Annotated in this window: 10 protein-coding genes; all 10 read left to right on the forward strand. The window is 72.6% G+C overall.

The annotated features are described in order from the left end of the window. Positions 1–56 precede the first annotated feature (56 nt). The 10 genes from ACWEF6_RS35005 (at position 57) to ACWEF6_RS35050 (ending at position 11,893) form a co-directional block, all read left to right on the forward strand. A complete protein-coding gene (locus ACWEF6_RS35005; protein WP_449686854.1) occupies positions 57–3,122 on the forward strand; it encodes an AfsR/SARP family transcriptional regulator in 3,066 nt (1,021 codons plus the stop codon). A 44-nt stretch (positions 3,123–3,166) separates the two neighbouring features. Continuing rightward, entirely contained in the window at positions 3,167–3,697 is a 531-nt protein-coding gene (locus ACWEF6_RS35010; RefSeq protein WP_449686855.1) for a hypothetical protein, read from the forward strand. A 117-nt stretch (positions 3,698–3,814) separates the two neighbouring features. Next, positions 3,815–4,159 carry a hypothetical protein gene (locus tag ACWEF6_RS35015; protein WP_449686856.1) on the forward strand — a complete coding sequence of 115 codons (345 nt, stop codon included), beginning with the start codon at positions 3,815–3,817 and terminating at the stop codon, positions 4,157–4,159. A gap of 159 nt (positions 4,160–4,318) precedes the next feature. Continuing rightward, positions 4,319–5,026: a response regulator transcription factor gene (locus ACWEF6_RS35020; protein ID WP_449686857.1), complete on the forward strand. Its 708-nt coding sequence runs from the start codon at positions 4,319–4,321 to the stop codon at positions 5,024–5,026. A gap of 235 nt (positions 5,027–5,261) precedes the next feature. Next, entirely contained in the window at positions 5,262–6,608 is a 1,347-nt protein-coding gene (locus ACWEF6_RS35025) for an aspartate aminotransferase family protein (RefSeq protein ID WP_449686858.1), read from the forward strand. After that, positions 6,605–7,648, forward strand: coding sequence for an NAD-dependent epimerase/dehydratase family protein (locus tag ACWEF6_RS35030; protein WP_449686859.1), 1,044 nt, complete (start codon positions 6,605–6,607; stop codon positions 7,646–7,648). The genes ACWEF6_RS35025 and ACWEF6_RS35030 overlap by 4 nt, the downstream gene beginning before the upstream one ends. A gap of 48 nt (positions 7,649–7,696) precedes the next feature. Beyond that, complete coding sequence (locus ACWEF6_RS35035; RefSeq protein WP_449686860.1) at positions 7,697–8,707, forward strand: glycosyltransferase family 2 protein; 1,011 nt, start codon at positions 7,697–7,699, stop codon at positions 8,705–8,707. Continuing rightward, positions 8,704–9,831 carry an endonuclease/exonuclease/phosphatase family protein gene (locus ACWEF6_RS35040; RefSeq protein WP_449686861.1) on the forward strand — a complete coding sequence of 376 codons (1,128 nt, stop codon included), beginning with the start codon at positions 8,704–8,706 and terminating at the stop codon, positions 9,829–9,831. The genes ACWEF6_RS35035 and ACWEF6_RS35040 overlap by 4 nt, the downstream gene beginning before the upstream one ends. Then, on the forward strand, positions 9,828–10,766 hold the full coding sequence (locus ACWEF6_RS35045; protein WP_449686862.1) for a hypothetical protein: 939 nt from the start codon (positions 9,828–9,830) through the stop codon (positions 10,764–10,766). The genes ACWEF6_RS35040 and ACWEF6_RS35045 overlap by 4 nt, the downstream gene beginning before the upstream one ends. Before the next feature lie 329 nt (positions 10,767–11,095). Next, complete coding sequence (locus tag ACWEF6_RS35050) at positions 11,096–11,893, forward strand: AfsR/SARP family transcriptional regulator (protein ID WP_449686864.1); 798 nt, start codon at positions 11,096–11,098, stop codon at positions 11,891–11,893. Positions 11,894–11,964 lie beyond the last annotated feature (71 nt).

An 11,964-nucleotide genomic window follows, 5' to 3' on the forward strand; every position in this document is an offset into this window, starting at 1 on the left:
CGCCGCCGGGCGTAGGGTCCGCCAGGACATCTCGGGGGAGACATTCAGGGGCGGGGATGGAGTTCCGGCTGCTCGGACCGGTCGAGGCCGCCGGCGAGACCGGTGCGGTGGCCTTGGGGGGCACGAAGATCCGCACGTTGCTGGCCGCGTTGCTGCTCGAGCCGGGGCGGGTCATCGCCGCGGACCGCCTCGTCGACATCATCTGGGACGACGAGCCGCCGCCCACCGCGCGGGCGCTGATCCAGACCTACGTGTCCACGCTGCGCCGGGCGCTCGGCGACGCCGGCCTGGAGATCGTCCGCACCGTGGCGCCGGGCTACCTGGCGCGGTTCGGCGCCGAGAGCCTCGACCGGCACCGCTTCGAGACCTTCACGGCGGAAGGACGTTCCGCCGCGGCGGACGGGCGGTACCGCGAGGCGTCGAACGCGTTCCGAGCCGCCGACGCGTTGTGGCGCGGGCCCGCGCTCGGCGGGGTGCGCAGCCGCATCCTGGCGGGCGAGGCCGCCCGCCTCGACGAGCAGCGGCTCGCGATCATCGAAGCTCGCATCGCCGCCGACCTGGCCCTGGGCCGCACGGACGAACTGATCGGCGAGCTCACCGTGCTGGTCGGGCAGCACCCGACCCGGGCGTCGCTGCGCGGCCAGCTCATGCTCGCCCTGTACCGCGCGGACCGGGCCGCCGACGCCCTCGCCGTCTTCCGGCAGGGCCGCGAGGTCCTCATCGACGAGCTGGGCATCGAACCGGGCGTGGAGCTGACCCGGCTGCACGAAGCCATCCTGCGGTCGGACCCGGACCTGCTCGGCCCGCCCGCCGAGCCGCCCGCCCGGCCCGTGCCGCCCGCTCGACCCGAGCCCGTCCCGCCGTCCCCCGCCGAACCGCGCGCGGCCGTGCCGAAACAGCTGCCGCCCGACGCGGCCGATTTCACCGGCCGGGACGACCTGGTCGGCGAGCTGACCGGGGTGCTGACCGGCGGCCGGAGCGGCCCGGCGATCGCGGCCCTGCTCGGCCCGGGCGGGGTCGGCAAGTCGGCGCTGGCCGTGCACGTGGCGCACCGGGTGTCCGCGGCTTACCCGGACGGGCAGCTGCACGTCGATCTGCGGGGCACCACCGGCACCCCGGCGTCACCGACCGAGGTGCTCGGCCGCTTCCTGCGGGCCCTGCAGCCCCACCGGACCGCGATCCCGGACGACCCGGACGAGCGCATGGACGCCTACCGCACCGCGCTGGCCGGCCACCGCGTGCTGATCGTCCTCGACGACGCCGCGAACGAGCAGCAGGTGCGTCCGCTGCTGCCCGGGTCCGGCACCTGCTCGGTCCTGCTGACCTCGCGCCACCGGCTGGGCGGCCTCGCCGGCGCGCACCTCGTCGAGGTCGGCCTGCTCTCCGCGGGGGAGGCGACCGCCCTGCTGTCCCGCATCGCCGGGGCCGATCGGATCGACGCCGCACCCGAGGCCGCCGCGGACATCGTGGCCTGCTGCGGCAACCTGCCGCTCGCGGTCCGGGTCGCGGGCGCGCGGCTGGCCACCCGCCGGCAGTGGACGGCACGCCTGCTCGCGACCCGGCTGACCGACGAGCGGCGCCGCCTCACCGAGCTGTGCGCCGGTGACCAGCAGATCCGCGCGAGCATCGAGCTGAGCGTCCGGAACCTGGAACCCGCCGCCCGGACCGCGTTGCGCCGGCTCGGGTACCTGGGGCTGGCCGACTTCCGGTCCTGGGTGGTGGCGGCCGCGCTCGACACCGACCTCGGCACGGCCGAGCAGGTCGTCGAGCACCTCGTCGACACGCACCTGGTCGACTACACCTTCGTCGACGACACCGGCCAGGTCCGCTATCGGCTGCACGACCTGGTCCGCATCTACGCGCGCGAGGAGGCCGAACGGCACGAGCCCCACGCCGACCTGGTGGCCTCGACCGCCCGCGTGTCCGGTGGCTGGACCGCGGTCCTCGACCGGCTGCGCAACCACATCGCCGACCACGTCACGTCCGGGGCGATTCCCCTGACGACGGCCGAAGCCGCCCCGGTCGACCCCGAGGTGCTGGGCACCGCGCTGACCGATCCCCGCGGCTGGCTCGACATCGAGCAGGCGTCGCTGGTGCTCGCCGTGGAGCGGGCGGCCGAGGCGGGCCTCGACGAGCCGGCCGTCGCGATCGCGTCGGTGCTCTGCTCGTCGAGCTATCCCCTCAACAGCGTCCTGGACCTGTGGGACCGCGCGCACGGCGCCGCGCTCGCCGCCGCCCGCGCGGCCGGCAACACCCGCGGCGAAGCGATCCTGCTGGCCCAGCTCGGCCAGCTCCGGTACGAGCAGGACCGCTTCGCCGACGCCCGCCGGTCCTTCACCGACGCCGTCGAGCGGTTCCGCGACCTGCAGGACCCGCGGGGGGAGGCGGGCGCGCTGACCGCGCTCGGGCTGGCCTGCCGCGACCAGGGCTACCTCCCCGAAGCGGGGCACTTCCTGGCCCAGGCGGCCGCGGTGTGCCGGAGCCTGGACGACGAGCGCGCGACCGGCCACTGCGAGCGGCTGACCGGCTCGGTGCACCTGGAACGCGGCGACTTCGCGGCCGCCGATCGCGCGCTGGCGGCGGCCTTGGCGGCCTACCGCCGGGCCGGCAGCGAACGCGGGGAAGCGCTGACGCTACGCACGATCGGCCTGACCCACCTCGGCCGCGGCCGGCTCACCGAGGCCGAGGAGACGTTCACCCGCGCGCTGGCGCTGTTCCGCCGGCTCGGCGACCCCAAGCTGGTGTCGTTCTGCCTGCGCGGGCTGGCCAAGACCCACCTCCGGATGGGCCGCCTGGCCGAGGCCAGGCAACCACTGGAGACGGCGCTCGACGCCCACCGGGCGGAAGGGGACCGCTGGGGCGAGGCGATGGTCATGCGCACCCTCGGCGAGCTGGACCTGGCCGCCGGCCGGTTCGCCGAGGCGGGCGGCTGGCTCACCGGCGCGCTCGAGGCGTTCCGCGAACAGGAGGCGTTCCTGTTCGGCGCTCGCACCCTGCGCGACATCGCCCAGCTGGAGGAGGCCCGGGGCGACCACACCGCGGCGAAGGCCGCGCTGGCCGAGGCGATCGAGACGTTCCGCGCCTACGGGTCCCGCGAATACGGCGAGCTCACGGCGCTGTAATCCGATTCCAGGGTTTCTGCAGCCGGGTGGGCGACGGTGGGCCGGTGCCCCCAGAAGAAGTGCTGCTTTCCGACCCCCGCCTGGCCCGCATCCCGATCCGCGACAGCGGCGAGGAGCTCGTCGACGTCCGGACGTCGGCCCCGCTGCGGGTGGCGGGGACGGCGTACCTCCGTTACGGCCTGGTCGACCGCCTGGTGACGGCTCAGAGCCTCCTGCCCCGCGACGTCCGCCTGCTCATCGTCGCCGGCTACCGCCCGCCCGATCGGCCGTGCCCCGACCCGGCGTGCGCCTGCCCGGCGGCCGAGTCCGCCGCCGCGCCGCACCCGACGGGTGGTGCCGTGGACCTCACACTGTCCGAAGTGGACGAAGTGGTGAAGCCGGTGCCGGCGTGTTGCGCGGATCCGGTCGGGCCGCCGCAGGGGCGGGTGGGGGAGTTGCTGGTGCCCGCGTTGGTGGCGGCGGGGTTGGTGAACTACCCGGCTCGGTGGTGGCACTGGTCGTACGGTGATCGGTTCTGGGCTTGGGTGAGCCAGGCGCCCCGGGCGCGTTATGGGCCGTTGCCGAGCGGTCCGTGAGCGATCACGCGAGGAAGACGAAGACAGCTTCGAGCGTGTTCGAAACTCCCTCTCCGGGACGGCCGGCCCTGCCAGGCTGCGTCGGGCCGGTCCCATCACCGAGAAAAAGGGGGAGCAATGCTGGTGAAAAAGATCGCCTCGGCCGCGGGGGTCCTCGCCGCGGCGGGCGGGATCATGGTGTCGACGGCCGGGACGGGAGCTGCCGCGACCGCGGGCGGTGACGCGTCCTCCGGGCAGGTCGTGACCGCGTTCGGGGTGACCGGGACGCTGCCCGGCTGCGCCGACTACGACCACTCCGGGCAGGACGCCTGGGTGATCAACAACTGCAGCTACGTCATCCACGCCAAGATCCTCTGGGCGTTCGCCTCGGACAGCCCGTGCACGAAACTCGAGGCGAACGGCGGCTGGATGACGTCGTGGCGAAGCGGCCTCGCCCGGTACGACGGAGCCGTTTCCTGCTGACCCCGCCCACCGGCCCCGCGCCGCTCTCCGGCGCGGGGCCGGCGCACGTGGTTCCCGGGTTCGAAGGCGGCCTCGTGCAGTGGTCCTTGATCCTTCCTTGAGCGCCGGTCCACACGCTGGCGGCCATCGGAAGCAGGACTTGTGCGACTGGGGAGCGAAGTGGGATTCGAGCGCGAACACCGCCCGGCGGAACCGGTGACCGAGGTGCTGCTGGCCGAGCAGTGGCCGCTGAACCGGGCCGAAACGAGACGGAAGCTGGAGCAGGACCCGGCGCTGCACGTGTCGGCGGAGGTCGAGTCGCTCGCCTCGCTCAGAGCCGTGGTGCGCGCGGTGTCGCCGTCGGCCGTCGTGCTCGCCGTCGACCTGCTCGGCCGAGCCGACGAAGCCGCGCTGACCGACCTCGCCGTGCCGGTGCTGCTCATCGGCGACTCGGCGGACGGCGACCGCGTGGCCCGGCTGCTCTCGTCGCGCGTGCGGGGGTTCGTGTGCCGCTCGAGCGGCGCGCACGAAGTGGCGGCCGCCGCGCGCGTGGTGGCCGCCGGGCACGCCAGCCTGCCGCCCGCGGTCGCCGGGAAGCTGCTCGACACGCTCGTGCGCGACCGGCCGCGGCCGGCCGTGTTCGACCAGCTCACCCAGCGGGAACGGGACGTCCTGCAGTACATCTCGCAGGGGATGACGACGGCCGAGATCGCGGCCGCCATGGTCGTGCAGACCAGCACGATCAAGTCGCACATCTACCACCTGCTGCAGAAGCTGCGGGTCCGGGACCGCACGCAGGCGGTCGCGCTGGCCTACCGGTCGGGCATCGTGCACCTGCCCGTGCAGCGGTTCGCCGACCAGGGGGACGCCCGGCTGACGTCGGCGTGAGAAAGCGTTTTCGATGGCCGGGCACCTCGGTGTCCGGCCATCTCATTCGTTTGGCGGAGAACGAGACAGGGGACATCTCAGACTGTCGGCTGAAGCGGCGCGTGACGGCTCTGCCGTAGTTTTCATCGGAGTCGGCCGGAAAATCGTCACGAGGAGCATGATGGCCAGCCTGATCTCCGTCGAAGAATGCGAATCCCTGACAGTCAAGCAATTGCAGGGCCTTTACCGGGACCACGTGAGCCGCTCCCAGGTCTCGCTGCTGTCCACGTTCGGTTTCGGCAAACGGCTCGTGGAAAGCGCGGACGGGGTGTGGATCACGACCCGGGACGGTGAGCGCATCCTCGACTTCACCGGCGCGGTCGGCGTCCTCAACCACGGCCACAACCACCCGCGCATCCTCGCGGCGAGAAAGCGGTTCCAGGACCTGCACCGGATGGAGGTGCACAAAGCGTTCTTTTCGCCGTATGTCGCTGCGCTCAGCCACAATGTCGCGCAAGTGCTGCCGGGTGACCTGAACATCTCCTACTTCCCCAATTCCGGGGCCGAGGCCAACGAAGGCGCGGTCAAACTCGCTTACAAGTACCACGAGGGCAAGCGGAACACGATCCTGCGCTCGGACATCAGCTTCCACGGCAAGCTGCTGGCCACCGGAAGCCTGACCGGCTCCCGGGAGAACAGCTTCGAGTTCCCCGGCATCCCGAACGTCTCCTACCCGTTCGGGGACGTCGAAGCCGTCCGCGAACTGGTGGCCACGCACCGCCGGGCCGACGGGACCTCCGACGTCTACGCGCTCCTCGTCGAGCCGTTCAGCGCCTCCACCATGCGGCACTGGAGCGAAGAAGCGCTGCGCGAACTGCGCGAGCTCTGCACCGCGGAAGACATCGTGCTGATCTTCGACGAGATCTACACCGGCTGGGGCAAGACCGGCAGCCTCTTCTACTTCATGCGCCACGAAGGCCTGGTGCCCGACATCCTGACCTACTCGAAGTCCTTCGGCGGCGGCAAGGCGTCGATCTCCGGCTACACCGTGCGCGAGCCGCTGTTCCGCCAGGCCTACGACCGGCTCGGCGACGTCATCCTGCACACCACCACCTACTACGGCTTCGGCGAAGAGACCGCGACCGCCATCGAGGCCGTCAACATCGTGGTGGAGGAGGACTTTCCGCGCCGGGCGCGCGAGATCGAAGCGGTGCTCGGCACCGGCCTGGAACGGCTGCAGAAGGAGTTCCCCGACACGATCACGCGGGTGACCGGCACCGGCTCGCTGTTCGGCGTCTTCCTCGACAACGGGCCCGCCATCCTCAGCATGGCCGCCCGGCTCGCGCCGTCCGGGTTCGCCAAGGACCCGAAGTTCCGCACGAAGCTCGTGACCAGCGCGGTGATCAGCGAGCTCTACCGCGAGCACGGGATCCTGACGTACTTCAGCCCCAACGGCGACACGCCACTGGTGGTCGCGCCGTCGCTGGTGGTCGGCCGCGAGGAGATCGAGCTGTTCCTCGACGCGCTGGGCAAGACCCTCGCCAAGGGCCTGCCGCGGCTGCTCGGCAAGTTCGTCAAGGACCGCGTGAGGGCCCAGTGGTGACCCGGGTCCTGGTCACCGGCAGCAGCGGGATGCTGGGCGGCAACCTCGTCCGGCGGCTGCGGGCCGACGGCGCCGAGGTCGTCGGCCTGGACCTGAACCCGCCGCGGGAACCCCGGGCCGGGGTCACCGAGGTCCGCGGCGACATCCGCGATGCCGCGCTGCTCGACCGGACCGTCGCCGACGTCGACGCCGTCGTGCACTGCGCGGCCGCGCTGCCCAGCTACCGCGACGACGAGATCCGCTCGGTGATCGTCGACGGCACCCGCAACGTGCTGCGGGCGAGCCGGGACCGCGCGGTGCCGCGGGTGGTGCACATCTCCTCGACCGCCGTCTACGGCCTGCCGGACGTCGTCCCGACGCCCGAGTCGTACCCGCGCCGCCCGGTCGATTCCTACAGCCGGGCCAAGGCGGCCGCCGAGGAGGTCTGCGAAGCCTTCCGCAGCGACGGGCTGTGCGTGGCGATGCTGCGGCCCAAGACGTTCCTCGGGCCGGGCCGGATGGGCCTGTTCGCCATGCTCTTCGAGTGGGCCGCCGAAGGCCACAACTTCCCCGTCCTCGGCCGCGGTGACGTGCGGATCCAGATGTTCGGCGTCGACGACCTGGTCGACGCGGTCGTCACCACCCTCGGCGCGGACGCGGCGGTCGCCAACGACACCTACAACCTCGGCGCCGCCGACTTCGGCACGATCCGCGAGGACTTCCAGTGCGTGCTCGACGCGGCCGGCCACGGTAAGCGGGTCGTGTCGCTGCCGGCCCGGCCGGCGCTGGCCGTGCTCCGGACGCTGCAGCGGTACAAGATGTCGCCGGTCTACGGCCGGTTGCTGCACAAGCTGATGGCCGACTCCTACGTCAGCATCGACAAGGCCCGCGAGCACCTCGGGTTCGTCCCGCGGGTGTCCAACCGGCAGGCCATCCTGGACACCTACCGCTGGTGGTGCACCCAGCGCCGGCCGTCCCGCAAGCCGTCCGCCGACACCGGCCGCACCTCGCGCGACCCGTGGAACCAGGGCGCGCTGAGCCTGGTGAAGGCCCTGTTCTGACGTGCTCGCCACGCACGCCCACCCCGGACGGATCGACGGAGAACTCCCATGATCGAGCGGACCCCGCTGGTATCGGTGATCATCCCCAACTACAACTACGAACGCTCCCTGCGGCTCTGCCTGGCCGCGCTGGCCGAGCAGGCGTACCCGCGCCTGGAGGTGATCGTCGTCGACGACGGCAGCACCGACGACTCGGTCGCGGTGGCGCAGTCCTTCGGCGCCAAGGTGGTGCACACGCCGGTCAACATGGGTTGCGCCGGCGCCCGGAACGTCGGCGCGGAAGCCGCCACCGGGGAGGTGTTCTTCTTCCTCGACTCCGACGTCGGCCTCGCGCCGGACGCGGTCCTGAACGCGGTCACCCTGCTGCGGTCCGACGAGCGGATCGGCGCGGTGTGCGGCATCTACGACGCCGACCCGCTGATCGACGACGGCGCGGTCGAGCGCTACCGCAGCCTCCAGCTGCACTACGTCCAGGTCGCCTGCGAGGGCCCGATCTCCGGGATCTACCCGGCGATGATGGCCATGCGGGCCGAGGTGTTCGCCGCGGTCGGGCCGTTCAACGCGAAGTTGCGGCACACCGAGGACGCCGACTACGGTGCGCGGCTGGGCCGGGACTACGAACTCCGGCTCACCTCCGCGGTGCGCGGCCGGCACGACCACGACGACAAGCTGAAGGTGCTGTTGAGCAAGGTGTTCACCCGGTCGCTGCTGCGGGTGCCGCTGTTCGCGGGCGGCCAGAAGCTCGGCAAGGGACCGGAGTCGCCCGCCCGCGCGGCCGGCAGCCTGGCCGCGCTGGGCGCGGCCCTGACCCTGCCGCTGCCGGTGCTCGCCGGACCACTGTGGACGGTCGTGCCGGCCGGCCTGCTGCTGGGGTCGATCGCCGCCGACGGGGCGATGTACCGGTTCGTCGCGCGCCGCCGCGGCTTCGGCTTCGGGCTCTTCTTCGTCGGCACCAACCTGGTCTCCAACGTCGCCATCGCGGCCGGGGTGCTGACCGGCGCGGCGCAGTGGGTGCTGTCCCCGCGGTTCCGGCGGATCTACGACGAGGCACCGGCATGACGGCCGAGACCCTGGAAGAGCCGGAGCAGCCGCTCCCGCCGCGGCCGGCCCGCTGGTGCGCCGCGACCCGGGTGCTGGTCGGGCTCGCCGCGGCCTGGCTGCTGTTCACCCTGGCCTACGTGCTGTTCACCGGCGACGGGTGGGTGTGGCTGCTGCCCGGCCTGCTGCCACCGCTGGCTTTCCTGGTCTGCCCGGCGGTGGTCGCGCTCGGCCTCGCGGTGCCGCGGTTGTTGCGAAGGCGGGTGCCGAAGACGGCGTTCCGGCTGGTGCTGGTGCTGGCCATGGCCGCGCTGGTGGCCGGCGCGGGGCGCAGCGGGGTCAACGTGGCGGCGATCGGCGGCGAGGAAGCGGCGCCGGCCGGCGCCCCGACCGTCGTCGCCTGGAACACCGAGTACTGGGACCAGACCGACGACCCGGCCCGGTTCTACGCCTACCTGCACGCCCACCCGGCCGACATCTACCTGCTGCAGGAATACGTCGACCAGGTCGGGACCGACGGCGCCCGGGACGCGGACGACCTCGCCCGGCTGCGCGCGGAGTTCCCGGGCTACCACCTCGTGGCGCGGGGCGAGCTGCTGACGTTGTCGCGCTACCCGGTGCTCGCCCAGCCGCGGGTGGGCCCGGACCGCGGCCTGCCCGACGGAGCGTCCTACCTCGACGTGTTCGAGAGCGCGAAGGTGCTGCGGACCGACCTGCAGGTGGGTTCGTCGGTCCTGACCGTGTACAACGTGCACCTGCCGGTGCAGGTCGACGTCACCCGGAATCCGCTGAGCCAGGGCTTCTACAGCTACGTCCACACGCGCGACGGCCTGCGCAAGGCCCAGCTGGCCGGGCTCGCCGAGGACGTCGCCGCGAACCCGAACCCGCTGCTCGTCGCGGGCGACTTCAACACCAGCCCGGCGATGGGCGACCTCGACGGCCTGCGGGACACGCTCGTGGACGCCGGCCGGGCGAGCTCGTCGCTCTACCCGGGCTCCTGGCCGGCGTCGGCGCCGCTGTGGCGGCTGGACTGGACGTTGACCACGCCGGGCGTGCGCGTGCACGACTACCGGTTCGACGACCCGTCCGGCCTGTCGGACCACGACCTGCAGCGGACCCGGATCTCGCTGGCCGGTGGGCGGTGACCCGGCGCAAGGTCTTCGCCGTGGTGCGGGCCGGCCTCTACGTGGCGGTGCTCGGGTTCCTGGGGTACCAGCTGTTCACCCACCGCGGCGACGTCGCCGGAGTCGTGACGTCGCTGGGCTGGGGCCGGTTCGCCGCCGCGGTCGCGATCGCGGCGGCGGGCGCGTGGCTGGGCATGGCGGGGTGGCGGGCGCTGCTCGCGGCGTTCGGCTGCCGGCTGGCGACACCGGTCGCGGCGAAGGTGTACTTCGTCGCCGGGCTGGGCCGCTACCTGCCCGGTGGGTTGTGGCCCGCGGTCGCGCACGCCGATCTCGCGCGCAAGCTGCGTGAACCGCCCGGATTGCTGGCCAGCGCGTTCCTCGCGAGCGTGCTCGTGTCCACGGTCGCCGGCCTCGCGGTCGGCTTGGTGGCGGTGCCCGCGCTGGCCGCGGTCCAGCCGGTGTGGTGGGTGGTCGTGCCGATGTTCGCGGGCGGCTTGCTGGTCATCGGCGCCCCGCAGCTGACCCGGCTGGCCGCCGCGATCGTCCGGCGCCGCACGGGAAAGACCGTGACGCTCCCCGGGCCGCGCGCGGTCTTCGGCGCGCTGGGCCTGATGGCGGCCGGGTGGCTGCTCGCCGGGTTGCACCTGGTCGTGCTCACGCAGGGGCTGCCGGCGGGCGGGCTGCCCGGGGCGGCGGTGCTCGCCGGCGGGTTCGCGCTCGCGTCGGTCGCCGGCGTGCTGGTGGTCGTGCTGCCCGCCGGGCTCGGGGCGCGGGAGGCCGTGCTGGGGTTGGCGCTGACCGCCGCGCTCCCCGGGCCGTCGACGTCCGCCGTCGTGGCGGTCGTCGCGATGAGCCGGCTCGTGGTCACCGCCGCGGACCTGCTCGCCGCCGGAGTCTCGGCGTTCGTGCGCCTTGCGCCCGCTTCCGCAGGTGTCGCACCGTCGGCGGTGGACTGACCCGGATGGCGGAATGCCGGCCCGGCATTCCGCCATCCGTATGCCCACCCCGTGACGCTCGGCATCGGCCGGTCGAATCCGCGTTGAATCGGGGCGCCCACCACGAGATCCGCTCGGTGATTGTGTCGAATCCGCTGTTTTTCACAGTTTCCGGCCGTTTCGCCGATTTCGATTAATCGCGTTTGGTGGGAGGTGGACGGTGTACAATACGGGTTCGGGGGTTGTTGACGGACGGGCGCTCCGGGGATGCGCTCCGAATGTGTCCGGCAATTCGGAAGACAACTCTTCCGCATTCGATGTGCAGAACATTTTCCTGCGAAGGAGAAAACATGGGGGACCGCACCACCATCACGATCCTGGGCAACTTGTCCATCCGTGGGCGACATCGCAGCGAAGCCGCGCCCAGCGCACCCAAAGAACGTGAAGTGCTCGCCCTTCTGCTGTTCAACTACGCGCGCGTCGTCCCGGTGCACCAGCTGATCGACGAACTGTGGCCGGCCGAGCCGCCCCGGCGGGCGCGCACCGCGCTGCAGACCTACATCCTCAACCTGCGCCGCCGGCTCGCCCGCGAGCTGCACCTGCCGCCCGCCCACGTGCGCACCGAGGTGCTGGTGACGCGCAGCGAGGGCTACCGGTTCCAGCTCGCGGACTGCTTCTTCGACCTCCACGAATACCTCGGCCTGGCCACCGCGGGCGAGCGCGCCGCGGCCGGCGGCGACGACGAGCGGGCCGTCGAACTGCTGCGGCGGGCGGAAAAGCTGTGGACCGGCCCGGTGCTGCCGGAGATCGACCACGGGCTGCCGCTCAGATCGGAGATCACCCGGCTGGAGCAGCGCCGGGTGGCCGCCCGGGAACTGCGGATCGAAAGCGAGCTGCGCCTGGGCCGGCATCGGGAGCTGGTCAGTGAACTGTCGATGCTCGTGCACCAGCACCCGTACCACGAGCGTTTCCACGAGTACCTGATGTTCTCGCTGCACCGCGTGGACCGCCGGGTGGAAGCGCTGGAGGTCTTCGAGCGCCTGCGGCACGCGCTGCACGGGGAACTGGGCCTGGAGCCGTCCGAGCGGGTGCAGAACCTCCGCCGGGGCATCCTCGGTTCGGACGAGGTGGCGCTCGCGCTCACTTGATCGCCACCCGGTCGTGAGGGGGGGGTGGGGGGGGTTGGAGCCTGTTGTAACAAGCCCACGCGACCCCGGAG

Source organism: Amycolatopsis sp. NPDC004772, assembly GCF_053601215.1.